Here is a 25,636-nt window from a genome sequence, read left to right on the forward strand (position 1 = left end):
GCCCATCAGAGCTGATTGTCTCCTGCTTCTTGCCGGATGCGGGCGAGCGTCATGCGGCGCGCGGCCTGTTCGGCGGGGTCGGGAACCGGCAGCGAAGCGAGCAGACGGCGGGTGTACGGGTCCTTCGGATCGCCCAGCACCTCGGCCCCCGTCCCTTCCTCCACGAGCTCGCCGTGGTAGAGCACGGCGATGCGGTCGGCCAGCAGATCGACCACCGCGAGGTCGTGGCTGATGAACAGCGCGGCGAAGCCGAACTCGAGCTGGAGCTCGGCGAAGAGCTCGAGCACCCGGGCCTGCACGGAGACGTCGAGCGCCGAAGTGGGCTCGTCGGCGATGAGCAGCTTCGGCTCGAGCGCGAGTCCGCGCGCGAGGCTCGCCCGCTGCCGCTGACCGCCGCTGAGTTCGTGCGGGAAGCGATCGCCGTAGCTCTTGGGCAGCTGAACGGCCTCGAGCAGCTCGTCGACGCGCTGGCGGGCCGCGGCCGGGTTCTTCGCGCGGCCGTGGATAACCAAGGGCTCGGCCACGGCGTCCGCGATCGTCAGCAGCGGGTTGAAACTCGCCGCCGGGTCTTGGAAGACGAAGCCGATGTCGGCGCGCAGGGGCTTGAAGCGCCGTTCGGAGAAGTCGAGCATCTCGAACCCGAGCACCCGGAGCGAACCGCCGGTGATGCGGGTGAGTCCGCCGATGGCGCGTCCGATGGTGGTCTTGCCCGATCCGCTCTCGCCCACGAGCCCGAGCACCTCGCCCGGACGGATGGCGAACGAGACCTCGTCCACCGCCCGGAATCCCTTGCGCCCGAATCGGCCGGGGTATTCGATCACGAGGCCGGACGCCTCGACCACGGCGGCCTCCGCCACTGCTCCCGCGGTGCGCTCGGCGCGCAGGCGGGCGCGCTCCTCGGTGTGCGCGCGGCCCTGCCCGATGCGCGGAACGGCGTCGAGGAGCTTCTTCGTGTAGTCGGCCTGCGGCGAGGCGAACAGCGTGGTCGCATCCGCTTCCTCCACCACCGCGCCCTGGTACATCACCACGACCCGGTCGGCGAGGTCGGCCACCACACCCATGTTGTGGGTGATGAGCACGATCGCGGTGTCGAACTCGTCACGCAGCCGCCGCAGCAGGTCGAGGATCTCGGCCTGCACGGTCACGTCGAGCGCCGTGGTGGGCTCGTCGGCCACGATCAGGCCGGGGTTCAGCACGAGGGCGGAGGCGATGACGATGCGCTGCTTCTGCCCGCCCGAGAACTGGTGCGGATAGTGGTTCACCCGCGTCTCCGGGTCGGGGATGCCGACCTTGCGCAGGATCTCGACGGCCTCCCGCTTCGCCTCGCCGGCCGAGAGCTTGCGGTGGGCGCGCAGGCCTTCGGCGATCTGCCAGCCGACCGTGTAGACGGGGTTCAGGGCGGTCGACGGCTCCTGGAACACCATCGACACGTCGGAGCCGCGGATGCCGCGCAGCTGCTTGCCGCTGAGCGTCACGACGTCGGAGGTCGAGGTGCCCTCCCGGTTCGAGAGCAGCACGGCTCCCCCGGTGGTGGCTGTCTCGGGCAGCAGCCCGAGGATCGACTTGGCCGTCACGGTCTTGCCGCTGCCCGACTCGCCCACGATGGCGAGCACCTCGCCACGGTTCACCTGCAGGCTCACCCCGTCGACGGCCTTGACCGCACCGGCGTCGGTCGCGAACGAGATCGAGAGGTCACGGATGTCCACGACGGGACTGCTCATCGGTTCTCCTCCAGGATCTCCTCGTCGGAGGGCAGGGCGGCGTCGACCGAGGTCAGCGACATGGTGCCGGATTTGGCCTTCACGCGCTTGCGACCGCGCAACCGCGGATCGGCGAGGTCGTTGAGGCTCTCGCCCACCAGGGTGATGCCGAGGACCGAGAGCACGATGGCGAGGCCCGGGAACAGGGCCGTCCACCAGATGCCGCTCGTGACGTCCGACAACGCCTTGTTGAGGTCGTAGCCCCACTCGGCGGCGGCCGTCGGCTCGATGCCGAAGCCGAGGAAGCCGAGACCCGCGAGCGTGAGGATGGCCTCGGAGGAGTTGAGCGTGAAGATGATCGGCAGCGTGCGGGTGGCGTTGCGCAGCACGTGCCGGAACATGATGCGCGGGGTCGAGGCCCCGAGCATCTTGGCCGACTCGACGTAGGGCTCCGCCTTGATGCGGATGGTCTCGGCCCGGATGACGCGGTAGTACTGCGGGATGTACACCACCGTGATCGAGAGGGCCGCCGCGAAGATGCCGCCCCACAGGCTCGACTGCCCGCCCGAGATCACGATCGAGAGAACGATCGCGAGCAGCAGCGAGGGGAACGCGTAGACGGCGTCGCCGATCACCACGAGCACCCGGTCGAGCCAGCCGCCGATGTAACCGGAGACGAGGCCGAGGAAGATGCCCGCGAAGATCGAGAACACCACCGCGATGACGATCACGAGGACGGCGGTCTGTGCGCCCCAGATCACCCGCGAGTAGACGTCGTAGCCGCCCACCGTGGTGCCCATGATGTGGGCGGCGCTCGGCGGCTGCTGCGCGCCGAACGGGCCCTGCGCATCCCGCAGCTGGGCGAAGCCGTAGGGGGCGATGACGGGCGCGAAGATCGCGACCAGCACGAAGATCGCGACGATCACGAGGCCGGCGACGAGCATCCCGCGCTGGAGACCCACGCTCTGCCGGAGCTGCTTGAGCACGGGGAGCCGGCCCCAGAGGCCTCTGCTGGTGGGCGGAACGGATGCGACGAGTTCGGTGGTCATGCTCAGTACCTCACTCTCGGGTCGATGAGGGCCGCGATGACGTCGACGACGAAGTTCGTCACGGCCACGATGACGGCGAGCAGCGCCACGATGCCCTGCACGGCCACGAAGTCGCGCGAGGCGAGGTAGGCCGCGAGCTGGAAGCCGAGGCCCTTCCATTCGAAGGTGGTCTCGGTCAGCACGGCCCCGCCGAGCAGGAGCGCGATCTGCAGGCCGATCACGGTGATGATCGGGATGAGGGCGGGCTTGTAGGCGTGCTTGCGCACGAGCCGGTACTCGCTGACGCCTCGTGAGCGCGCGGCGTCCACGTAGTCGGTGGAGAGCGTGCCGATGACGTTCGTGCGCACCAGGCGGAGGAACACCCCGGCGGTGAGGAGCCCGAGCGCGATGCCCGGGAGCACGGCGTGCGCGAGAACGTCGCCGACGGCCGCCGGATTGCCGAGCGCGATCGCGTCGATCAGGTAGATGCCGGTCTTGTTGGGCAGGGTCTGCATCGCGAGCTCGGTGCGCGTCGACGCGCGGCCGGCCACCGGCAGCCACTGCAGCCAGACCGAGAAGACGAGCTTCAGCAGGAGCCCTGCGAAGAACACCGGGGTGGCGTAGCAGAGGATGGCGAAGATGCGCAGGGCCGCATCCGGGAAGCGGTCGCGGAAGTACGCGGCGAGCATCCCGAGCGGGATTCCCACGATGAAGGCCACGATGAGCGCGTAGAAGGCGAGCTCGAGAGTCGCCCCGCCGTAGGTGAGCAGCACCTGGGTGACGGGACGGTTGTCGCTCAGGGTGTTGCCGAAGTCTCCGGTGAACACCTGGCCCAGGTATTCGAAGTACTGCACGATCACCGGGCGGTCGTAGCCGGCGGCGTGGATGAGCGCCTGCAACTGGTCGGCCGGCAGCTTACCGCCCTGGGCCGCCGTGATCGGGTCGCCGATGCTGCGCATCAGGATGAAGACGAGCGTGACCAGGATGAAGATGGTCGGGAAGATCAGCAGGAACCGCACGAGCAGGTAACGGCCGAGGCCGCCCCCAGCGCTTTTCGGCGTGGGGGCGACCGGCGACGGTGCGTCACTCGGGAGGAGTGCGGTGGTCATCCCTTGGTGAGCGGGGCGTAGCGGAACTTGAACGAGGCGTCGAGCGTGACGCCCGAGACGTTCGTTCCCGCCACGGCGACCTGGGAGCCCTGCAGGTAGGGAACCGTCGACAGGTCGGCGGCCACCTTGGCCTGGATGTCCTCGATGATCTTCTGGCGAGCGGCCGGGTCGGCCGTCGACGCCTGCTGGAGGATCAGGTCGTTGACCGTGGGGTTGTCGTAGTGGTTGCCGAGGAAGTTGTCCTTCAGGAAGAAGGGCGTGAGGTAGTTGTCGGCGTCGGAGTAGTCGGGGAACCAGCCCAGCTGGTAGGCCGGGTAGAGGTCGGCCGTGCGGTCCTTCGCGTACTGCACCCACTCGGTCGACTGCAGGTTCACCGTGAACAGGCCCGAGGTCTCGAGCTGGCTCTTGATCAGCGCGTACTCGTCGCCCGAGGAAGGGCCGTAGTGGTCGGGGCTGTACTGCAGGTTCAGCGCGATCGGCGTGGTGACGCCGGCTGCGGTGAGTGCGGCCTTGGCCTTGTCGACCGAGGGGCCGCCGGATCCGTCGCCGTATTCGCTCTTCAGCACCTCGGTGGCGCCGGTGAGTCCGGCCGGAACGAAGGAGTAGAGCGGCGTGTACGTGCCCTTGTAGACCTGATCGGCGATCTCTTTGCGGTCGATCAGGTCGGCCACGGCCTGGCGCACGGCCAGGGCCTTCGCCGGGTCGGCCTCGGCGGTGGTGGCGCCGTAGGGCTGCGTGTTGAAGTTGAAGGTGATGTAGCGGATCTCGCCGCCGGGGCCGTCCCACACCTTCACCTTGTCGTTGGTCGACAGATCGGCGACGTCGGTGGCCGAGAGGCTGCGGAACGCCACGTCGATGTTGCCCTCCTGCACGTCGAGCTTGAGGTTCGACGAGTCGGCGTAGTACTTCGCGTTGATCGGAGAGACGGCCTTCGGCAGCACACCCTGGTAGCCGTCGTAGGGCGCGTACGAGATCAGGTTGTTGAAGTCGTAGCTCGTGATCGTGTACTGGCCGGCGAAGGCCTTGCCGTCGACGATCTCCTTGTCGGGCGTGACCGCGGTGGCCGAGAAGACCTGCTCGTCGACGATCGGGCCGGCGGGGCTGGAGAGGATCTGCGGGAAGACCTGGTCGTCGGGGTTCTTCAGGTTGAACACGACGGTGGTGGCGTCGGGGGTGTCGACGCTCGCGAGGTTGTAGAGCAGCGAGGACGGCCCGTTGGGGTCGGCGATCGCGATGTCGCGGTCGAAGGTGAACTTGACGTCCGAGGAGGTCAGGTCGTTGCCGTTCGCGAACTTGAGGCCCGGCTTGAGCTTGACGGTGTAGGCCGTGGGGGCCGTGAACTCCGCGCTGACGGCGATGTCGGGCTGCACGTCGGGGCTGCCGTATGGGGTGTTCATGAGGAACGGGAAGACCTGGTTCATCACGGCGAAGGAGCCGTTGTCGTAGGAGCCCGCGGGGTCGAGGGTGGTGACCTTGTCGGTCGTGCCGACGACGATCGCGTCGGAGGCGCTCGACGTCGAACCGCCCGAGGAGGCGGAGCACCCGGCGAGCACGAGGGCGAAGGCGGCTCCTCCGGCTGCCACGGCGAGCGTGCGCCGCGTGAATGTGGTTGCGGATGTCATATCCGTCGATACCTCTTCCTGATCCGTGTTGCGATAGGCACGGCAGGCGCGACTGATCGCGCACCCCGGGCTTTGCTGTGAGACATAGCTAACACAACAGGTGTCTGTGACCCAAAGGGGTTACCCGCGGAAGAGGGTCATCTTTACAAGATTGAAATGTTCACGCGCGAATTCTCTCCGAGACGCTCGAAATCCTCGCGAAAACGGGGTGCCACGCAACGCGCAAAAAGTGCGATGAATCAGCGCACGGCGAGCATGACGTCGACCACGGCATCCAGCACGGCGTCGACCTGCGACTCGCGGTAGCCGCCGCGCTTGGAGCGGAACACCACCGTGCGCACATCCGTCACCGTCACGTCTGCTCCGGCGCGGAAGTACTCGACGAGGTACGCCACGAAGGCGTCGACGTCCTTGGTGTGGTAGCCCACCTGCAGGAATCCCGCCTTCGCGAACTTCTGCCGCTCGGGCCGTTCGAGGCGTGCCAGGATCTCCGCCGCCCGCGAGCGCGCGCTCGAGAACCAGGCCTCGTCGCCCGCGGCCTGGTAGGCACGGTCGCGCTCGCGCAGGGCGAAGGCGTCTTCAAGCCGCTCCAGGGCGGCGTCGACGGCAGGGGCGTAGTAGCCGCCCTTCGTCATCGAGAAGGCCTTGCTCCGCACCACCTCGCTGGTCAGCACGGCGCCGTTCCCCTCGGCAGCACGCTCGTCGTAGGCGACCCGCGCCTGCGCGAGGAACTCGTCGACCTCGGTCACGTCGTAGCCGAGACTCGAATTGCGGGTGCGGGGGAAGGGTACGCTCACGTTCCTATTGTGCCAACGATTGGCTGGCAACTTCGCCCGAACCGCGTGTTCAGCTCGCGAAGACCACCCAGAGGACGTAGGCGGCGGCAGCGGAGGGGAGGATGGAGTCGAGCCGATCGAGGAAGCCGCCGTGGCCCGGGAGCCAGGAGCTCATGTCCTTGATGCCGATGTCGCGCTTCAGCAGCGACTCGGAGAGATCGCCGATGGTCGCCGTGGTCACGATCACCGCACCGAGGATGAGACCGAACCACCAGGGCTGCCCCAGGGCGAAGATCGCGAGCAGAACTCCTCCGATGAGCGCCACGACCACGGCGCCCGCGAGCCCCTCCCAGGTCTTCTTCGGGCTGATGGTGGGGGCCATCGGATGCTTGCCGAAGTTCAGCCCGCTCGCATAGGCCCCGACGTCGGTGAGCACCACGACGACGATGAAGGAGAGAACCCACCACTGGCCGCCGTCCTGCGAGAGGAGCAGCACCGCCACGCTCCCGAGGAACGAGACGTAGACCTGCACGAAGACGCCTGCGGCGAGGTCGTGCACGAGCCCCTGCGCATCCGGGAGCCGCGGCATCGCCACGCGCTCGACCACCGTCCACAGCGCCACGAGCACGACCCCGCCCACGAAGACGAGCCACTGCCCCTCGGCGCCCCAGTAGTAGGAGGCCGGCACGAGGGCCACGCCCGCCACCATCACCGGGATCCGGGGCACATGGATGCCCGCGTGCCGCAGAGCGGTTGCGAGCTCCAGCGTGCCGAACGCCACCAAGGCGGCGGCGAGCACCAGGAAGATCTCCTTGATGAGCACGAGACTCAGAACCATCACCGCGGCCAGCACCACGCCGATCGCGATCGCCGAGATCAGATTGCGGCCCGAGCGCGCCGTGATCTTCTCGTTGGCCTCCTCGAACTGCTCGCGGCGCGCCCGCACCTGGGCCTGGATGTCGGCCCGCGAGAGCGGCCGGCCCCGCCGGGCGGGCGGCGTGCGCGGGGTTCCCGGATCGTGGGTCATGGGGTGCCGGTCGAGGTCAGACCTCGAGGAGTTCGGCTTCCTTGCGCTTCAGGGCGTCGTCGATCGAGTCGACGGCCTTCTTGGTGATCTGCTCGAGCTCCTTCTCGCCGCGCGAGACCTCGTCGTCGCCCACCTCGCTCTTCAGCGCATCGAGGTCGTCCTTGGCCTTGCGGCGGATGTTGCGGATCGACACCTTGCCGTCTTCGGCCTTGGTGCGCACGATCTTCACGTACTCCTTGCGGCGCTCCTCGGTGAGGTCGGGCAGCGTGATGCGCACGATGTTGCCGTCGTTCGTGGGGTTGGCGCCGAGGTTCGGTACGTCGCGGATGGCCTGCTCGATGTCGCGCAGGGCGCCCTTGTCGTAGGGCGTCACGATGAGCGTGCGCGCCTCGGGGTTCTGCAGCGACGCCAACTGGGCCAGCGGCGTGGGGGTGCCGTAGTAGGGCACCATGATCTTCTGGAACAGCGCGGGGTTCGCCCGCCCGGTGCGCACGGTGGAGAAATCGTCTTTCGCCACCTCGACGGCTTTGTTCATGCGCTCGGTCGCGTCGGCCAGTACATCCGCAATCACGGGGAACTCCTTCGGTGGATCTGTGGTGTCCAGTGTAGTCAGTGGTGCCCGCAGGCTCCTGTTCAGTGGCTCGTCGCCACCAGCGTGCCGATGCGATCGCCCCGGATGGCCCGGGCCACGTTGCCGGCCGGCTCCATGCCGAAGACGTGCATGGGCATCCCGTTGTCCATGCAGAGGCTGAACGCGGTCGAGTCGACCACCTTGAGTCCTTGCTGGAGGGCCTCGTTGTAGGTCAGCTTGTCGAGCTTCACGGCATCGGCCACCACACGAGGGTCGGCCGAGTAGACGCCATCGACACCGTTCTTGGCCACGAGCACCTCGACGGCATGGATCTCGAGCGCACGCTGGGCGGCGACGGTGTCGGTGGAGAAGTAGGGCAGCCCCGCCCCGGCGCCGAAGATCACGACACGGCCCTTCTCGAGGTGACGGATGGCGCGGCGCGGGATGTAGGGCTCGGCCACCTGGGTCATCGAGATGGCGGACTGCACACGCGTTTCAGCACCGGCCTGCTCGAGGAAGTCCTGCAGGGCCAGCGCGTTCATCACCGTTCCGAGCATGCCCATGTAGTCGGCACGCCCGCGGTCCATGCCGCGCTGCGACAGCTCGGCGCCACGGAAGAAGTTGCCGCCGCCGACCACGATCGCGACCTCGACCTCGCGCGCGGCCTCGGCGATCTCGCGGGCCAGGCTGCTGACGACGTCGGGATTCACCCCGAGGGAGCCTCCCCCGAACGCCTCTCCGGACAGTTTCAGTAGAACTCTGCGCTTCTCGTCCGGCTCAGACATCCGTCATGCGTCCCTTCGTCGTACCCGTCATCAGGTTATCGTCCCCGCGCACCCGCCGCGGGCAGAGAAAAGGGCCCGGGTCAATCGACCCGAGCCCTTTCTCGTGTTCTCTACAGTATTACGCGCCGACCTTGAAGCGGGCGAATCCGGTCACCGTGATGCCGGCATCCGCGAGCACCTTCGCGACGGACAGCTTGTTGTCCTTCGCGTAGTCCTGCTCGAGCAGGGCGACCTGCTTGAAGTAGGCCTGCACGCGACCCTCGACGATCTTCGGGAGAGCCGCTTCGGGCTTGCCCTCGTTCTTCGAGATCTCGGTCACGATCGCGCGCTCCTTCTCGACGGCCTCGGCGGGCACGTCTTCGCGGGAGAGGTACTGCGGGTCGGCGAACGAGATGTGCTGCGCGATGGAGCGAGCGGTCTCGGCGTCGGAACCGGAGTAGGCGACGACCACGCCGACCTGCGGGGGCAGGTCCTTGGAGGTCTTGTGCAGGTAGATCTCGAACGCGTCGCCCGTGAGACGGACGATGCGGCGGAGCTCGATCTTCTCGCCCAGGATGGCGGCCTCGTCGTTGATGAGGTCGGCCACGGTCTTGTCGCCGGCGGGAGCGGCCAGGGCCTCTTCCACCGTCGTGGCGCCGGCCGCGAAGGCCGCGTCGAGCACGCCGTCGGCGAGAGCGATGAACTTGTCGCCCTTGGCGACGAAGTCGGTCTCGCAGGCGAGCTCGATCAGCGTCGCGGCGCCGTCGCCCTGCTTGGCGGCGACGAGGCCCTCGCTCGTGGAGCGGTCGGCACGCTTTGCGTTGCCCTTCGCACCCTTGAGACGCAGGATCTCGACGGCCTTCTCCATGTCGCCGTCGGCCTCGACGAGGGCGTTCTTGGTGTCGACCATGCCGGTTCCGAGCTGCTCGCGCAGCGCCTTGACATCAGCCAGGCTGATTGTTGCCATGTTTGTTCAAACTCCTTGAAAAGTTGGTGTCGGTGTCAGCATGCCGTCCACGTGTGAACGGCGGGCGACTACTCGGCGGCGGGAGCCTTCTCGGCCTCGGTGGCCTCGGCCTCGAGCTTCGCCTCGGCGTCGGCGTCGCTCACCACGTGGTGCTCGACGACCAGGGTCTCGTCGGTGATCGCAGCGAGGTCGGCCTCGGCCTGCGCGTCGGCGTCGTTCTCCTCGACGGGCGTCTCGGCGGCGATGACCTCGGCAACGGCCTCGGTGTTCACCTCGCCCGAGATCTCACCGTCGACGGCCTCGATCTTCTCGGCCTCCGACTGCGGGTTCTCCGAAGCCTGCAGGAGCTCGCGCTCCCACTCGGCCAGGGGCTCGGCGGGGGCGTCGCCCTCTTCGGGCTTCTGGTGGCGCTGGATGAGGCCCTCGGCGGCGGCGTCGGCCACGATGCGGGTCAGCAGGGCGACGGAGCGGATCGCGTCGTCGTTGCCCGGGATGGGGTAGGTGACCTCGTCGGGGTCGCAGTTGGTGTCGAGGATGCCGATGACCGGGATGCCCAGCTTCTTGGCCTCGTCGATCGCGAGGTGCTCCTTCTTGGTGTCCACGACCCACAGCGCCGACGGCGTCTTGGTGAGGTTGCGGATTCCGCCGAGCGACTTGTGCAGCTTGTCGAGCTCGCGCTTCTTGATGAGCAGCTCTTTCTTGGTGAAGCCGCTCTTCGAGGTGTCTTCGAAGTCGAGTTCCTCGAGCTCCTTCATGCGAGCGAGGCGCTTGGAGACCGTCTGGAAGTTGGTGAGGAGGCCACCGAGCCAGCGCTGGTTCACGTAGGGCTGGCCGACGCGGGTCGCCTGCTCGGCGATGGACTCCTGGGCCTGCTTCTTCGTGCCGACGAAGAGGATGGTGCCGCCGTGCGCGACGGTCTCCTTGACGAAGTCGTAGGCCTTGTCGATGTAGCCCAGCGACTGCTGCAGGTCGATGATGTAGATGCCGGAGCGCTCGGTGAAGATGAATCGCTTCATCTTCGGGTTCCAGCGGCGGGTCTGGTGCCCGAAGTGCACGCCGCTGTCGAGCAGCTGGCGGATGGTTACGACGGCCATGGCCGTTCTCCTGTTCTCGGCGCACGCCGAACCGGGGTTCGGGGATTGCCATTCTCGGTTTCTCCGCGACGGTGGCCGCGGATCCTGGTGCCCGGCACGCATCCTGAACCCCTCTTTCGAGGAGGACCGAAGGGATGTGGTGGCCGAATGGGCACGCGTAGTCACCCCGGCATGCGGGGTGCTCCGAGAATCATAACACCGCTCTTACTGCGGCTGCACTTCGCGATCGCGCTTGCGGACGACCTTCAGGCTGTCCATACTCTCGAGCGAGCGGCCCTTCGTCTCGGGCACCGCGAAGAACACGAACACGAAGCTCACCAGGGCGAAGAAGGTGTACAGCCCGTAGGTGAAGGCCAGCGAGAAGCCCGACAGCGCCGGGAAGGTCTCGGTGATGGCGAAGTTCGTGAGCCACTGCGCGGCCGCCGCGATGCCGAGCGCCTTGCCGCGGATGCGGTTCGGGAAGATCTCGCCGAGCAGCACCCAGACGATCGGGCCCCAGGTGGCGCCGAAGAAGATGACGAAGAGGTTGGCGCCGACGAGGGCGATCGGGCCCCACGCACCGGGCAGCTGCGGGGCGCCGTCGACCACCACGGCCTGCGAGAACGCGACAGCCATCGCACCGAGCGAGACCACCATGCCGGCGGATCCGGTCAGCAGCAGCGGGCGGCGGCCCACCTTGTCGACGAAGTAGATGGCCACGAAGGTGACCGCCACGTTGATGATGCTCGTCACGACCGAGATGGTGAAGCTCGTGCTCGAGTTGCCGGTGTCGAAGCCCACGGAGCTCCACAGGCTCGTGGAGTAGTAGAAGATCACGTTGATGCCCACGAGCTGCTGGAACATCGACAGCAGGATGCCCACCCAGACCACGGGGAGCAGGCCGAACATCTTGCCGCGGAGGCTGGCCGTGCGGGCGTTCTCGCGGTCCTCCTTGAGGGACTGCTCGATCTCTGCGAGCGCCGAGTCGACCTCGTCCTGCGGCATCACGCTCGTGAGCACGTCGCGGGCGTCGTCGTTGCGGTTCTTGCCGGCGAGGTAGCGAGGCGACTCGGGCAGTCGCCAGGCCAGCAGGCCGTAGACGATGGCCGGGACGGCGCAGGCCACGAACATCCAGCGCCAGGCGTCGGCGCCGAACCAGAGCGGCTGGTCGGCCCCGCCGGCCGCGGCCTGCAGCAGGGTGTCGGAGAGCAGGGCGGCGAAGATACCGAGGGTGATGGCGAGCTGCTGCAGGCTGGCGAGGCCGCCGCGCACGGCCTTCGGTGCGATCTCGGCGATGTAGGCCGGCGCGATGACGCTCGCGATGCCGATGCCGAGACCGCCGATGACGCGCCAGAGGATGAGGTCCCACACGGCGAAGGCGAAGCCCGAGCCGATGGAGCTGACGAGGAAGAGCCCCGCGCCGATGAGCATCACCGGGATGCGGCCGATGCGGTCGGCGATGCGTCCGGCGAAGTAGGCGCCGATCGCGCAGCCGAGCAGAGCGGATGCGACGGTGAAGCCGCTGAGCAGAGGCAGGTCGCCGAGGTTGAAGTTCGATTCGATGGCCTTGACCGCGCCGTTGATCACGGACGAGTCGAAACCGAAGAGGAAGCCACCGAGGGCTGCCGCGATGGAGAGGGCGATGACCTTGCGACGGAGCTTCTTCGCGACGTTCGGGTCTTCGACGCTCGAGCGGGAGCGTCCGGAATCGGTGGCGGACATGGCGTACTCCTTAGTACCTGTGCAGGTGGTGCTTCGTGCTGCGTGTTCTCTTGCGTGATCACCGTGGAGGAAGACGATGTCCTCTACTCCTCCACCGTTCTGATCCTGGCACGGTTCTTGCACAATCGCTGATCTGACGGGCCGCACGGCTGCGCGGCACGGCAGGGTGGCGCCATGGAATTCCTCCGCTCACTCGCAGCGCACGTACTGGTGGTCATGGCTGCCGTCGCGATCATCTCTGCCGCCGGGGGTGCGCCCGCCAGCGCGGGCTCGATCGGGGCCGGCGGTGCCGGCGATGCCGACGGAGGAGGCGCACGGGCCGCCGGGGCCTCAGCTCGGTGGCGATGGCCGGTCGACGCACCGGCGCAGGTCGTGGCGGAGTTCGTCGCACCGGCGTCGGACTATGCCGCGGGGCACCGCGGCACAGACCTTCGGGCCGCCGTCGGCACGCCCGTGCTGGCCCCGTCCGAAGGGATCGTGGTGTTCGCCGGGCCGGTGGGCAGCCGCACGCTCGTGTCCGTCGACCACCCCGGTGGCCTGCGCTCCTCCCTCGAACCGGTCGCGCCTTCGGTCGCGGTGGGCGACCCGGTGGCGCCCGGACAGGTGCTCGGCGTCGTGTCGGGCGGCGGACACTGCTCCGGATGCGTGCATTTCGGCGTTCGCCGCGACGGCCGGTACGTGAATCCGCGCGGCCTCGTGGGCGAGATCCCACGAGCCGTGCTGCTGCCGCTCGGCACCGCATCGGTGCCGGGATCGCTCGGGCGACGATCCGCCGCGGCCGCCCAGCTCAGGCGCGGGGGTGCGCCGCCTGGTACGAGGCGCGCAGGCGCTCGACGGTCACGTGGGTGTAGATCTGGGTCGTGCCGAGGCTGGCGTGCCCGAGCATCTCCTGAACTGCGCGCAGGTCGGCGCCGCCGTCGAGGAGATGGGTGGCCGCCGTGTGACGGAAGGCATGCGGCCCGGCGGGGCCGCCCCCGGGCACCGCCGAGAGCAGCTGGGCCACGAGTTCGTAGACCGCGCGGGTTCCGAGCCGTCCACCGCGGGCGCCGAGGAAGAGGGCCGGCGTCGACGAGTCGCCGGAGCGGCGGGCGAGCAGCAGCGGGCGCGCTCGCGCGAGGTAGTCGGCGAGCGCGAGGTGGGCCGGGCCGCCGAAGGGCACGACGCGTTCTTTCGCGCCCTTGCCGACGACGCGAACGGTGCGGCGGTCGAGATCGAGGTCGTCGAGGTCGATGCCCACGAGTTCGGACACGCGGAGAGCCGAGGCGTAGAGCAGCTCGACGAGGGCGAGGTCGCGCACCGGAACCGGTTCGCCGTCGCCCTCGGTGGCTGCCGCCTGCAGCCCCTCGAGCACGGAGGCCATCGAGTCGCCCGAGAGCACACGAGGGAGAGTGCGATCAGGCCGGGGCGCGCGCATGCGGGTCGCGGCGTCGACCTCGACGAACCCGCTGCGGCGCAGCCACGCCGAGAACGTCTTCACCGAGGCCGCGCGTCGCGCGAGGGTCGACTTCGCGAGCTCCCGCTGGGAGGCTGCCCAGAGCCAGTCCCGGTAGAGCTCGAGCTCGAGTCCGCTCACCTCGGCGACACCGCGCTGCGCGGCGAAGGCGTCGAGATCGGCGAGATCGGAGCCGTAAGACCGCACCGTGTGGTCGGAATACCCTCGTTCGAGCCGCAGGTAGCGCTCGTACTCCGCCCGCGCCTCCGAGATCCTCATGCCCCCAGCATGCCCCGCCCCGCCTCACCAGGCCGCCGCGCCGCGCCCAGCGCCGGCCCGCCGCTGTGTCGTGGAGCCATGCCGGCCGGCCCCGCGACTGGCCTCGCGGACGCGACGCGTCGCCGAAGAGAACGGGACCGCACGGAGTGACTCCCCGCGCTCGACAACTCGACGACGGACCAGCCACGGCGCCTGGCCGGAGTCGCCCACTACGCGTGAGCGAACGGCGGTGTAACGCTAGTCGGTGGGAGGGGGTGGCCTGATGGGAGAAGGCCCGCGCTACCCAGTGAGCGGAAGAGGCTGACTGATGGGCGGCCTCGAGCGAGCGAACGGCGGCGGGCCGCTACTCGGTGGGAGGGAGGAGCTGGCTGATGGAAGAAGACTCGCGCTAAGCGGTAAACGGAAGAGGCCGGCTGATGGGCGGCCTCTGTCGGGAGAAGTCTCGGACTACACGGTAGACGGAAGAGGCCCGCTGATGGGCGGCCTCGGGCGAGCGAACGGCGGTGGACCGCTACTCGGTGGGCGGGAGGGGCTGGCTGATGGGCGGCTGCTGGCGGGAGAAGGCCTCGCGCTGTTCGGGCTCGGAGAGGGCGTACACCCGGTCGACGAACTCGTTGTCGAAGCCGGAGACCACCGGGAAATCGCCGATCGGCACCGTCGAGTGCACGATGCGGTCATCGTAGACATGCACGATGTTGAACGACTGTCCGCCGCCGAGGCCGGTGAGGCGGCCTCGCGCCGCAGCGACGTCCATCGTGTAGCAGGTCGCTGCGGCGACCGAGACCTGCACGCCCGCGAACATGCTCATGGTGGAGTAGTGCAGGTGGCCGCCGAGGATCGCCCGCACGTCGCTGCCCGCGATGACCTCGGCGAGATCGGACTGCCGCTGGAGCTCGAGGATCGGCATCAGCGGAATGGTGGTCGGCACCGGCGGGTGGTGCAGCGCGACGATCGTGCCCTCGGGCGCGGGCTCGGCGAGCTCGGCGCGCAGCCAGTCGAGCTGCGAGGCCGACAGCTCCCCGTGGTGGAAGCCCGGAACGGTCGAGTCGAGCGCGATGACCCGCAGACCGCCGAGCCGGAAGCTCGACACCACGGGTTCGGTCGCCGCCGCCTCGTCGAGGAGCTGGGTGCGAAGCCGGCCCCGGTCGTCGTGATTGCCCATGACCCACAGCACGCGGGCGCCCAGGCGTTCCGCCGCCGGGTCGACGATCGAGCGGATGCGCTGGTAGGCATCGTCTTCGCCCAGGTCGGCGATGTCTCCCGTGAACACCAGGAGTTCGGGGCGCATGCCAGACGCTTCGAGCTGGCGGAGCGCTCGGGTGAGCGTCGCATCCGTGTCGATCGCTCCATGCAGAGGCTTCTTGTCGGCCAGGAAATGGGTGTCGCTGATGTGGACGATCGTGTGCAGGGGCTCGCCGTACTGAGACATGCGTCCCAGTTTCGCAGACTCGCACAGGCACACAGCCCGGCGTGCGCCAACGCCGGCCGAACAGTTTCGGAATCGTGGGAGACATCACGAGCGCCGCCATCCCGTCGGAGACTCCGTCACCGCACCCTCCAGCGACAGCGCGCCCAGCGTGACCGCCACCGACCGCGACGACATCCCGCTGATCTTCGCCAGCTCCGCGACCGTCCGAGCCGATCGCCGGCTCAGCGCATCGAGCACCCGTGTGAAGTCGGCACCTCGCTCCGGCGGTTGTTCCGCCCAGGATCGCTCGACGAGATCGGAGGGACCGAGCACGAGTTCGACGACATCCGCCGCCGAGGTGACGCACACGGCATCGAACTCCCGCAGCAGCCGATGGCAACCCGCCGAGGTGACGCTCGTGACCGGGCCGGGAACCGCTCCGAGCGGACGGCCCAGCGCTGCCGCATGGCCCGCGGTATTGAGCGAACCGGACCGCCGGCCCGCCTCGACCACCACGGTGGCGTCGCTGGCGGCCGCGATCAGCCGGTTGCGCTGGCAGAACCGTACGATATAGTTGTGAGTGAAAATGTCAAGCGCGCGGCCATTTATGCCCGCCAGTCTGAGGACGTGGCCGAGGGCATCGACCGCCAAGTGTCCCGCACCCGCAAGCTGATTGAAGCCCGCGGCTGGACCGTAGCCGGAGACTATCGAGACAACGACACCAGCGCCAGCAAAGACCGCAGCATCGGTACGCGCTGGGCCGCGATGCTGGCAGACGCCGAGGCCGGGAAGTTCGATGTTGTCGTAGCCGTGGACATTGACCGGCTCCTCCGGTCGATGCCTGACCTGGTATCCCTCACGGCTACCGGGGTAGCAGTGCTGACCGTGGACGGAGAGATTGACCTCACCACAGCAGACGGCGAATTCAGGGCAACGATGCTGACCGGTATTGCCCGCTTCGAGACTCGCCGGAAGGGTGAGCGCCAGAAGCGCGCCAACGACGCCCGGGTGGCTCAGGGCAAGCCGGTCCCCGGGCGGAGGCGCTACGGCTATGAATCCGACAACATGACGCCTCGCGAGGATGAGGCAAAGTTGGTCCGTTGGGCCTTCGACCAGATCAAGGCCGGTGGCTCGATTCGGAGCACGGCAATCACCATGAACATTCGCCCGGTGCGACTCCGCGAAATGCTGACCAATGCCGCCTACAAGGGCATGGTCAAGCACAAGGGTGTATTCCTGCCGTCCACCGCGGTCACTCCCCTGGTGCCCGGAGACCTCTTCGATGAGGTCGGCGCGATCCTGACTGACCCAGCCCGGAAGACCTCACCCGGCTCAGCCGTCAAGTGGGTTGCCACCGGCATTGCCACGTGCGGAGTGTGCGGTGCCAAGCTCCAGCACACCAACGGCTATATCTGTAGCGCCGCCACGAATCACGTCTACATCACTTCCTCCGTACTCGATGCCCGGATTGCGGAAGAGGTTTTCATGTGGGTTGTCGAGCATCCCGAGGCCGAGGAGAACGCGGTTAGTGCTGACCTGACAGCGCTCCTCAGTGAGTCAGCCGCCATCGCCCGCCAGCGTGCGCAGGTGCAGGAGGTGGCGATGATGGACGGCGCGGATATGGCGCTCATCCGGAAGCAACTTGGGGACATCAGCAAACGCGCGGATGCCATCCAACAACGGATCAATGCCGAGCGCGCAGCCGCCAGCCGAGGGGGACTCGTGGAGGCCGTGCGCGGCGAATGGTGGGCGCTCAGGGATGAGCGTCCGTGGGGGCCGGAGGAGGAGGAAGCGCTGGCAGCGTGGCCCGCCTACTGGTCAGCATTGGGCCTGGACAAGCAACGCGAGGCTGTGCGCTCCACGTTCCGAATCATCGTGAATAAGGGCCGGAACAACTTCGAACGAGTGGTGTTCGAAGAGGTCTAGGCCCTGGAGTTCGCTGCGGTCTGGAAGAGGTCCGCGGCCATCAATTCCGCATTGGCCTCTAGTCGCAGCTCGCGCGCTTTTGCTTCGCAGTCCTCCGCGGTGAAGTCTCGGAGCTTCTTCCACTTGCCACCGACTTTGACGGACTGGTCCAGGAAGGCGTCGGCTTCCGCGAGGAGGTCACGGGCAGGTTGCCCTTTCGGGGATGGGCGGGGCGGCATCACCACGCCAATCAGCGGCTCGGGGTCGGGTGTGGGCTTGGGGTCAGGATTCGATTTCGTCATGTCCAAAGCGTTGCATCGAAATTAGTTGACAATCAATCAGTTTATATAATAGTTTGATTGATTCTCAGCAAACTGCCAGCCACGGGAACGCGGCGGAAAAGCCGGTTGTTGTACATGGATTTTGCTAACTTCCCGCTCAGGGACAGGTGTGACAGAGGTTTCCATCTCCGAAGTCATCTCGGAAGTGGACCCCTGAGGGGCCTCACTGTGTCACTAGATCTGGTGACGGTTTATATAAACGTCACTAGACCACTCCCTATCTCGGAAGTCATCTCGCTAGTTCGAGTAGCGCCCATGTGTCTTTCTCGTCACCGGGCACCAGGATTGCGGTGTCCGGAGCGGTCCACTTCCTCCACTTCCGGTTCCAGGCCTGATAGCCCTTGTCCCGGCTGTCGGCCTTGGGGTGTCCCGCGGCGCGCTGTGCCTCCGCCTTGGTGTGCGTGAGCCGATCGGAGAAGAGGTCCCGGAGGCTAACTAGGTCCGGGTCCGCATCCGGCTCTGACATCGTGACCACGGCGCTTCCGTTGTGGTCGATCAGGTGGAAGCCTTCGAGCTTGAGCGGTGCTCCATCCTTTTGCTTGCCGTCCTGTCCAATCTCGGTGGTGAGGTAGAAGTCCTCACCCTTGCCGGATTTGGCAACGATCACCGTGTCAGCGTTGGACCGAATGACCGAGGAGCCACGAACACCACCAGCACCCTTGTTCACGTGATGCACCAGGATCACCGTTGAGCCGTCCTTGTGGTCCCTGAGTTGCTTGGCGACTCGGAAGACCTTGGCGACCTGGGCCGCGTCATTCTCATTGTCGATCGCGGCTAGCTGACTGAACGTGTCAAGGATGATGAGGTCCGGCTGGAGGTCATCAAGCACAGCCTCAAGAGCCTTGAGGCTGGCTGGATCGGAGAGGTTCACTCCGGCCTCCACGTAGTTGATTGCGCCGGATGCCGGGGTGATGTGGTGGTAGGAGTCCCACGCACGAATCCGGTTGCCGAAAGCGGACGCACCCTCGGCCACCACATACAGGACCGTGCCCTTGGACACCTGCCGATGGAAGAAAGGCAGGCCGGTTGCCACGCATCGAGAGAAGTGGATCGATGTAAAGGTCTTACCGATGCCTGCCTCTCCAGCGAACACGGCAACCGTGCCCTTCTGGATCAGGCCCTCGATCCACCACTTCGGCGCGGGGCGGTCCAGGACATCCGACTCTGGCACAAGGAGGATGGCCTCCTCTTTGACACCCTCATGGCGGCGCTTGGCCTCTTCCAGCACATAGAGCTTCTTAACCTGAGCCTTGATCGCCCCCTCAAGATCAGCGGCATCGAGAGCCGCCACATCTTCGCGCAGCTTCTCCAGGTTCTCCTCAGTCGTTGCGGCCTCAACCTCCTCCTGCGTCGCCATCGCGCTGGCTGTCCACTCGGGAGAGGTGTAGTCCACCTTCTTCCCGCTGGCCCGCTGGCTGGCCGCCCACTCCAGCGCGCGGCGGTGGATGTCCACGTTCAGGGCCTCGACTTCCTCATCCGGCTCAGTCATGTAGATCAGCCTCCGCCAGCGTCAGGAGCCAACCGGCCACCACTTGTTCTAGGGCCTGGTCAATCTCGGTGGCGCTCACTCGGAGTCACCGCCGATGACGAACCAACGGCCCGTGTCGTCCATGTCCACCGGGACCGCTCCGAGCCAGACAGCTTCATAGAGTTCCGCATCTTGCACGACGTACTGGGGAAGGTGGGACTCAGCCACCTCCGTCTTGTAATCGTGAATCCACGCCCCGCCATCGGTCAGGTCCATCGCGAACACGGGGGCCGGGACGTTCTCGCTCCCGCGGGCGTCGGGGTGCATGTCACGGAAGACACCTACCCCGATGATCTGGTGCGCCTCCCAACCGTCTCGGAGTTGAAAGATGCCTACCAGGGGTCGAGTGACCTCCTGATAGTCAGTTAGTACATATGCCACGATGGCCTCTTCTCTGCCGGACATTTGCCGGTAATCCAATGGTCGGGCCGGAGGGCAGGGGCTATTTGGCTGACTAAGCCAGTCCCGCAAAGTGTCAAGGTCGGACAGCCCCGGAATCCCGGGCTTCTCAGGGATTCGAGAGTGGGCCAGAGGTCAGGGAAAACTGTCTTCGATCTGAATCTCAGTGGTAGTCGCCAGTAGTCACGAATGACTAGTGACTAGTGGAGTGACTACTGGCCGAGGGGTCCCACTTCCTTATAAACAAAGGGATGCAGGGACTTGTCACTGGTCCAGTAGTCACACAGTGCACACCCAAGGGGTGCAGTGCACAACTATGTGACTAGTGACTACTACCGTGCTGGTGGTGGTGTCCGGAGGCTCCGAAAAAAATCCCCGAGCACTTCGGGATTCGTAGCGATCCGCACCACCACTAGGGATTAGACCTTCCGGGGTGCGGGGTCACCCAAATCAGGGTTTCGAGATTCACTCACCCTGAATATATGACACACAACCTGACAGGCCAGAGCTTCGGGCATCTCGTGGTGATCGAGCGCGCGCCTAACAAGATAGGTCCGAACGGAAAGCCCCGTTCGATGTGGCTGTGCCAGTGCGACCTCTGCGGGAACGTCAAGCCGGTCCTCACGGACTCCCTGGTGTGGAACCGACAGCGCTCGTGTGGATGCCAGAAGGCCCAAGCCGCTCTGATGCCCGGCTACGTCCGCATGCACCAGCGGGTGCGCGAGGCCAATGGGCATGCGACAGGCTACCGCTGTGTGGACTGTGGTGAGCAGGCTCAAGAGTGGAGCTACGACGGCACGGACCCCGATGAGGTGCGAGGCGTCCACGGCCTACATGTCCTGCCCTACTCGCTCAAGCTCGCCCACTACGAGCCGCGTTGCGTCAAGTGCCATCGAAACTTCGACTCTCCACTCAAGGCGGGTGAGTCATGACGACACGAGTTGACCTCACGCTCTGCAACTGCGGAACCGGAAGCGTCTACGCCCGGTCCATGTGCTTCCGGTGCTACAAGGCGTGGTGGCGCGTGAACACCACTGCGCCCTTGATCCACGGGAAGCGATCAACATACGGCCTTAGAGGCTGTCGATGTGCGCTCTGCTCCGCAGCCGAAAAGGCCTACAGGTCGAGGGTCAACTCATGACCGAACACATCGAGTTCGACCGGCGAGGCAAGCGCGTGAGGCCGGGCGGTCGAGAGGCGTACAACTTCGCCGGATGCCGGTGCGAGGAGTGCGTCACCGCGGAGAGCCGACGGCGAGAAGAAGCCAGGAAGAAGAAGTGAGCGCACACCACCGAAAGCACTGGACCACCGCAGACCGCATGCGCTGGCGTCCAGTCATGGAGGCGCTGGTGCGATCGGGTGCGCCGTGCTCACGATGCGGCGTGCCGATTGGCTTAGCACCTTGGGACACTGACCACCTGATCGGGCTGGCTCAAGGCGGACGCAACACAGCAGAGAACCTGTGGCCCGCACACAAGAAGTGCAACCGATCAGATGGCGGGCGTCGAGGTCGAGCGCAACAACTCGGACGATCGCTCAAAGACGATCGAGGTGAGCCAAAATGGTAAATGAAGATGGCTCAACTGGCGTTTTTGAAATATACCGCAGTACCCCCAGCATGGCAACAGAAACATCTTTCTCTCCGGTGAGGATGTTTCAACCTCTCGATTTGGAGGGCTGGGAGGCGCACCGAGACTCGGGAATTTCGCCCCGATTCGCATCCGATTTGAACGGATCGAAACGGAGTCGGCAGGAGTTCCTAGAGGGCGCGCGACTTCTCGGCTTGAACACCCCGCGTAAACCACTACACCCTCAGCAACTCGTAATCAGCGACGCACTCGGAGCGGAACGCGAGGACGGACGCCCCGTCAACTCGACCGTTGGCGTGCTCATCCCGCGCCGGTCGAGTAAGACGACTTCGATTGTCGCCGTCATGTTGGGCCGGTGTGCGATGCGGGAGGAGTACCTAGTTGGCTTCACCCTGGCGACCACCGGAGCCAAGGCCCGCACCCGATTCCGTCAGGACATCGCGGCACCGCTCGCGCGCTTGTACCCGGACCCCGAGACGCGCCCGTTTGTGATTCGCCTTGCCGCGGGTAGTGAGGGCATCTACTGGCCGGAGACAGGCTCCGCGTTTACAGTGCTCACTCCGTCAGGTGATTCGTTCAGATCAGACGCCCTAGATGCGGTGGTGATTGACGAAAGCGGAGAGGCCAGCCCCGAGCTTGGGGAAGACCTCATGGCCGGTGCTCGCGCCACGCAAGACACGCGCCCCGATGGACAGATGGTCATTGCCGGGACAGCGCCCGCCTACCGAGACGGCAACCTCCTGTTCGACACGCTCAAGGACGGACGGGCCGAGGTGCCCCGCGTCGGCATCGTGGAGTACAGCGCTCCCGAGCCGGTCACCGCGGAGGACTACGCCGACTGGGAAGTCATGCGGGAGATGACCCTCAAGGCGCATCCGGGCATCGGGACCTTGACCACGCTGGACACCATCGAGGACCGATGGAGGCAGTACCGCGAACGCCCCCAGTCTTACCTCAGAGAATACTTATCGATTCCTGGCATGGTCGGTCAGGCGGGCCAGCTATTCGACTATGAGCAGTGGATGCTCAACGCCAAGCCGGGCGCGTTCCCAACGCCTCCAGCCAACGCCGCCCTTGCCGTCTCTGTCCACCCTGACCGGCTATCCGCGTCCGCCGTCGTGGCCTGGAGACAGGACAGCAAGGCGTGTGTCCTAGTCATGAAGAATGCACCGGGCATCAACTGGCTAACGGATTACGCGGGCGCGCTAGCTACCAGGAAAAGGGTCCCTATCGTCCACGACAACAAGGGAGAGGTCTTGGTCATCGTGGAACGCCTAAAGCGGCTGAACCCTCGCCCGCTCCTCAAGCCTCGCGGCTATAAGGACGTGCTGACCGCTACGGCCTTGTTCATGACGGAGGTTGAAACGGGCAACGTCCGTCACTGGAATCAGGACGAGCTGAACGCCGGAATCAAGGCCACGGTCAGGCGCTCTCACCGCGGCTCCGTCCTCTTCGGGCGCGCACTCGATGCCGACGACATCACCACCGTTGAGGCCGCAGCCCTCGCACTGCACGCCTACGACGCTCAGCCGGTCAAGCGACCACTCCCCCGCATGATCGCCAGCTAAACCCGGAGCACTTTCGAGGCCCGGACTTCCCCGCCATCTAGGGGCAGTCCGGGCCTCTTTTACGTTTGCGCCCGAATCACCATTCTGAGGAAAAGTCACGCTTGAGAAATGGGGATTTTTCGACGTGCACGCGACCTGAGTAAGGGCGCTACTGACTTTGCAGTCGCGTCTCCCTGGTCCCAAAGCAACGCCCTTAGCCAGGTAGTCCTCTCCGAAATCTTCGGCGCGGACGAGATGGACAAGTACCCCATGACACGGCAAGAAGCCATGTCCATCCCGGCTGTCAGCAAGGCGCGCAACCTCATCGTCTCGACCGTCTGCCGGTTCCCTCTTCGAGCGCTTGACGCCAACGGCCCGCTAGCCAATCAACCCACGTGGCTCTACAGAACCGACACCGAGGTCACCCCGTACGAAAGGCTCGCCGCGGTTCTCGATGACCTAATTTTCTTCGGCTTCTCGCTCCTCGTGGTTGAGCGTGGCGCAGCCGGGCAGATCACCAAGGCCAACTGGTGCCCGATGGAGCAGTGGACCATCACAGACGGTCGAGTCCTAGTGGACTCCAAGGCCGTCCCCGAGGACTCATACCTCCTCATCAATTCCGCCTTTGACGGCCTTCTCAACATCGGAAACCGCACACTCCGCGGTGCCCGCGACATTGAGAACTCCTGGGTTTCCAAGGTCCGCAACCCGATCCCGCTGACGGTCCTACGCCAGGAGTCCGGTGAGTCCATCACCGAGCTTGAACAGGACGAAATCACGGACCTCCTCAGCCAGTGGAGCGTTGCCCGCCGTGACAAGGATGGCGCGCTTGGATTCCTCCCCGCGGGCCTCCAGCTAGAGACTCACGGACTTACGGACCCCGCGCTCCTGATTGAGGGCCGCAACGCGCTCCGTACCGACATCGGTTCATTCCTCAACGTCCCAACGCAGATGTTGGACGGCTCCCTCAGCACCGCGTCACTCACGTATTCGACGCAGGAGGGCACCCGCTCCAAGTGGCTGGACGACCTCCAGTTCTGGCTCCAGCCGATAGAGGCCCGCCTCTCGATGGATGACGCCGTGCCCCGCGGGACCCGCGTCCGCTTCGACCTCACCGAGGCCTACGCCGCACTTCCCAACCCGACCGCAGCCCCGGAGGCCGACTGAGCATGACAGACGTATTTATCGAGGCGGGCACCCTTCTCGCCAACGTAGAAGAGCGCACCGTAAGCGGCCTCTTGGTTCCCTTTGGAGAAGAGGGCAACACCAACCTTGGACGGTTCACGGTCAAGGCCGGAGCCTTCACCCTGCCGCGTGACCCCGAGGTTGTGACCCTCAACGTAGGCCACGACCGGGAAGCCCCGGTAGGCCGCGCTGTCCTCCTAGCGGAGCAGGAAGACGGCATCCACGCCACATTCAAGTTCGCCAACACGGAAGAGGCAGACGAAGCCCTAGAGGCCTTCGCCAACGGCACCCGCTCCAAGTTGAGCGTAGAAGCCAAGGGCATTGTCCTCCGCGCCGGTCAGGCACTCGCGGGCCGCATCTTCGGAGCCGCCGTAGTCGAGAAGGGCGCATTCCCTAGCGCCACTCTCCTAGCCGCCGATGCCGGGGAACTCCCCGAGGCGGACGCATCGCCGGCCCCTCTCCAACCCGTAGATGGCGACCTCGCAATCGAGGCCTCCGAGATGCCCGAAACCGTCACCGTCCACGCGGGCGACAGCACCACCCAATTCACACCCGACACCGAAAGTGAGGACGCCCCCGTGGCTCTCCCCAACACTCTGACCGCTGGTGCGGTCAAGACAGAAGAGCGCGGTTTAGGCCTCGCTGAACTAAACACCCTCTATGCTCAGCGCGCCTCTGGCCTCATGTCAGATTCCGACTTCGCCGCGCGGCTCAACGGTCAGAACGGCGCAACCCTGTTCGCCGCTCTCTCCGATGTCAAGTACGACGGAGCCGGTGGCATCGCCAACACCATTACCGGCCCGGGCGCGCCTCAGTGGCTTGGTGAGATTTGGTCCGCTACGACGTATCGGCAGCAGGTACTCCCCCTCTTCAACCACAAGGACCTCACCTCCCTTACCTTCGCCGGATTCAAGTGGACTCAGAAGCCCTCAGCTGGAGGTGCTGACTGGCCGGGCAACAAAAGCAACGTACCTTCCAACACCCTGACCGTTGCTCCCGTCACCGGTTCGGCTGTCCGCTACGCCATCGGTCACGACATCGCACGCGAGTTCGTGGACTTCCCGGTAGAGGGTTTCTTCGAGTCCTACGCCGCAGCCGTGACGGAGGACTACTCCCGGTGGGCAGATGGCAAGGTTGCCGCCGCAGCCATCGCCGGAGCTACCGCGCTCGCTGGTGACGCTCTCACCACCCTTCCGGGCGCAACGGGTCAGACCATCGGTTCGGCTATGTCCGCAATCATCGACGGAGCCGTAGCCATCTCGGTTACCGGTACCCTTCCCAACTTCGCACTGGTCCACCCAACGCTTTACAAGCAACTCTTGAAGACCCCGAGCAACAACGTTCTTGGATACCTTTCCGCAGCCCTAGGCCTAGAGGACGGCGAGCTTGGTGGATTCACCATCCGTCCCTCCGCATCGCTCGCAACCGGCAAGGTCCTGGTCGGTGCCCGTGAGGCCGTCACGGTCTTCGAGCTCCCCGGAGCTCCAGTCCGCATCGACGCTCTCGACCTGGCCCGCGGTGGTGTTGACAAGGCAGCTTTCGGCTACCTCGCCGTCAATGTCAACGACGCCGCAGCCCTCCAGCTGGTCACCGCGGCAACCGCGTAGCTGACCTAGGCGGCGCGGGGGCTCTTCCTCAATTCTCACCCCGCGCCGCCGCCCTCA

Annotated in this window: 24 protein-coding genes and 1 pseudogene; 8 read left to right on the plus strand and 17 right to left on the minus strand. The window is 66.1% G+C overall.

The window, feature by feature from the left end:
* Positions 1-5: 5 nt before the first annotated feature.
* From VD659_RS16105 to VD659_RS16155, 11 genes are all read right to left on the minus strand, one after another.
* Complete coding sequence (locus tag VD659_RS16105) at positions 6-1,721, minus strand: dipeptide ABC transporter ATP-binding protein (protein WP_423262063.1); 1,716 nt, start codon at positions 1,719-1,721, stop codon at positions 6-8.
* A complete protein-coding gene (locus tag VD659_RS16110) occupies positions 1,718-2,749 on the minus strand; it encodes an ABC transporter permease (protein ID WP_423262064.1) in 1,032 nt (343 codons plus the stop codon). Before VD659_RS16110 ends, VD659_RS16105 begins: the two co-directional genes overlap by 4 nt.
* 2 nt (positions 2,750-2,751) lie before the next feature.
* On the minus strand, positions 2,752-3,837 hold the full coding sequence (locus VD659_RS16115) for an ABC transporter permease (RefSeq protein ID WP_423262065.1): 1,086 nt from the start codon (positions 3,835-3,837) through the stop codon (positions 2,752-2,754).
* Positions 3,834-5,459 (minus strand): ABC transporter substrate-binding protein, encoded by a 1,626-nt coding sequence (locus tag VD659_RS16120; RefSeq protein WP_137837586.1) that lies wholly within the window; start codon positions 5,457-5,459, stop codon positions 3,834-3,836. The genes VD659_RS16115 and VD659_RS16120 overlap by 4 nt, the downstream gene beginning before the upstream one ends.
* Positions 5,460-5,698: 239 nt before the next feature.
* Positions 5,699-6,256, minus strand: a complete 558-nt coding sequence (locus VD659_RS16125) for a DivIVA domain-containing protein (protein WP_423262066.1) — start codon at positions 6,254-6,256, stop codon at positions 5,699-5,701.
* Positions 6,257-6,305: 49 nt separating this feature from the next.
* Complete coding sequence (locus VD659_RS16130; RefSeq protein WP_137837584.1) at positions 6,306-7,262, minus strand: phosphatidate cytidylyltransferase; 957 nt, start codon at positions 7,260-7,262, stop codon at positions 6,306-6,308.
* Between the two features lie 16 nt (positions 7,263-7,278).
* Positions 7,279-7,833, minus strand: coding sequence for a ribosome recycling factor (gene frr, locus VD659_RS16135; RefSeq protein WP_137837583.1), 555 nt, complete (start codon positions 7,831-7,833; stop codon positions 7,279-7,281).
* A gap of 62 nt (positions 7,834-7,895) precedes the next feature.
* A complete protein-coding gene (pyrH, locus tag VD659_RS16140) occupies positions 7,896-8,618 on the minus strand; it encodes a UMP kinase (protein ID WP_137837582.1) in 723 nt (240 codons plus the stop codon).
* 118 nt (positions 8,619-8,736) lie between these two features.
* Positions 8,737-9,564 carry a translation elongation factor Ts gene (gene tsf / locus VD659_RS16145; RefSeq protein ID WP_137837581.1) on the minus strand — a complete coding sequence of 276 codons (828 nt, stop codon included), beginning with the start codon at positions 9,562-9,564 and terminating at the stop codon, positions 8,737-8,739.
* Positions 9,565-9,632: 68 nt separating this feature from the next.
* Positions 9,633-10,658, minus strand: coding sequence for a 30S ribosomal protein S2 (gene rpsB, locus VD659_RS16150; RefSeq protein WP_423262067.1), 1,026 nt, complete (start codon positions 10,656-10,658; stop codon positions 9,633-9,635).
* A gap of 204 nt (positions 10,659-10,862) precedes the next feature.
* Positions 10,863-12,506: a sugar porter family MFS transporter gene (locus VD659_RS16155; protein WP_423262068.1), complete on the minus strand. Its 1,644-nt coding sequence runs from the start codon at positions 12,504-12,506 to the stop codon at positions 10,863-10,865.
* Positions 12,507-12,575: 69 nt separating this feature from the next.
* Between VD659_RS16155 and VD659_RS16160 the strand changes: the two are divergent.
* Positions 12,576-13,034 (plus strand): annotated as a pseudogene (locus tag VD659_RS16160) (murein hydrolase activator EnvC family protein); the annotation flags it as partial.
* Positions 13,035-13,146: 112 nt separating this feature from the next.
* On the opposite strand, the gene VD659_RS16165 reads toward VD659_RS16160, so the two are convergent.
* The 3 genes from VD659_RS16165 to VD659_RS16175 all read right to left on the minus strand — a co-directional run bounded on the left by VD659_RS16165 (position 13,147) and on the right by VD659_RS16175 (position 16,129).
* Positions 13,147-14,070 (minus strand): tyrosine recombinase XerC, encoded by a 924-nt coding sequence (locus VD659_RS16165; RefSeq protein ID WP_423262069.1) that lies wholly within the window; start codon positions 14,068-14,070, stop codon positions 13,147-13,149.
* Between the two features lie 511 nt (positions 14,071-14,581).
* Positions 14,582-15,499, minus strand: a complete 918-nt coding sequence (locus VD659_RS16170) for a phosphodiesterase (RefSeq protein ID WP_423262070.1) — start codon at positions 15,497-15,499, stop codon at positions 14,582-14,584.
* 84 nt (positions 15,500-15,583) lie between these two features.
* On the minus strand, positions 15,584-16,129 hold the full coding sequence (locus VD659_RS16175; protein ID WP_423262071.1) for a DNA-processing protein DprA: 546 nt from the start codon (positions 16,127-16,129) through the stop codon (positions 15,584-15,586).
* Here VD659_RS16175 and VD659_RS16180 point away from each other — a divergent pair.
* Entirely contained in the window at positions 16,106-17,404 is a 1,299-nt protein-coding gene (locus tag VD659_RS16180; protein WP_423262072.1) for a recombinase family protein, read from the plus strand. The genes VD659_RS16175 and VD659_RS16180 overlap by 24 nt on opposite strands.
* Here VD659_RS16180 and VD659_RS16185 read toward each other — a convergent pair.
* The 3 genes from VD659_RS16185 to VD659_RS16195 all read right to left on the minus strand — a co-directional run bounded on the left by VD659_RS16185 (position 17,401) and on the right by VD659_RS16195 (position 19,657).
* Positions 17,401-17,685, minus strand: a complete 285-nt coding sequence (locus VD659_RS16185) for a hypothetical protein (protein WP_423262073.1) — start codon at positions 17,683-17,685, stop codon at positions 17,401-17,403. The two genes, VD659_RS16180 and VD659_RS16185, sit on opposite strands and share 4 nt — an antisense overlap.
* Before the next feature lie 268 nt (positions 17,686-17,953).
* On the minus strand, positions 17,954-19,213 hold the full coding sequence (locus VD659_RS16190; protein ID WP_423262074.1) for an AAA family ATPase: 1,260 nt from the start codon (positions 19,211-19,213) through the stop codon (positions 17,954-17,956).
* Between the two features lie 75 nt (positions 19,214-19,288).
* A complete protein-coding gene (locus VD659_RS16195; protein WP_423262075.1) occupies positions 19,289-19,657 on the minus strand; it encodes a hypothetical protein in 369 nt (122 codons plus the stop codon).
* A 476-nt stretch (positions 19,658-20,133) separates the two neighbouring features.
* Here VD659_RS16195 and VD659_RS16200 point away from each other — a divergent pair, with 476 nt between their 5' ends.
* The 6 genes from VD659_RS16200 (at position 20,134) to VD659_RS16225 (ending at position 25,579) form a co-directional block, all read left to right on the plus strand.
* Positions 20,134-20,583, plus strand: coding sequence for a hypothetical protein (locus VD659_RS16200; RefSeq protein WP_423262076.1), 450 nt, complete (start codon positions 20,134-20,136; stop codon positions 20,581-20,583).
* A 205-nt stretch (positions 20,584-20,788) separates the two neighbouring features.
* Positions 20,789-20,932, plus strand: a complete 144-nt coding sequence (locus tag VD659_RS16205; RefSeq protein ID WP_423262077.1) for a hypothetical protein — start codon at positions 20,789-20,791, stop codon at positions 20,930-20,932.
* Between the two features lie 56 nt (positions 20,933-20,988).
* Entirely contained in the window at positions 20,989-21,219 is a 231-nt protein-coding gene (locus VD659_RS16210; protein WP_423262137.1) for an HNH endonuclease, read from the plus strand.
* A gap of 317 nt (positions 21,220-21,536) precedes the next feature.
* Positions 21,537-22,808 (plus strand): hypothetical protein, encoded by a 1,272-nt coding sequence (locus VD659_RS16215; protein WP_423262078.1) that lies wholly within the window; start codon positions 21,537-21,539, stop codon positions 22,806-22,808.
* Between the two features lie 267 nt (positions 22,809-23,075).
* Entirely contained in the window at positions 23,076-23,954 is an 879-nt protein-coding gene (locus VD659_RS16220; protein ID WP_423262079.1) for a hypothetical protein, read from the plus strand.
* 2 nt (positions 23,955-23,956) lie between these two features.
* Positions 23,957-25,579: a hypothetical protein gene (locus VD659_RS16225; protein ID WP_423262080.1), complete on the plus strand. Its 1,623-nt coding sequence runs from the start codon at positions 23,957-23,959 to the stop codon at positions 25,577-25,579.
* Positions 25,580-25,636: the final 57 nt, after the last annotated feature.

The organism is Herbiconiux sp. 11R-BC, assembly GCF_049472555.1.
Classification (GTDB): domain Bacteria; phylum Actinomycetota; class Actinomycetes; order Actinomycetales; family Microbacteriaceae; genus Herbiconiux.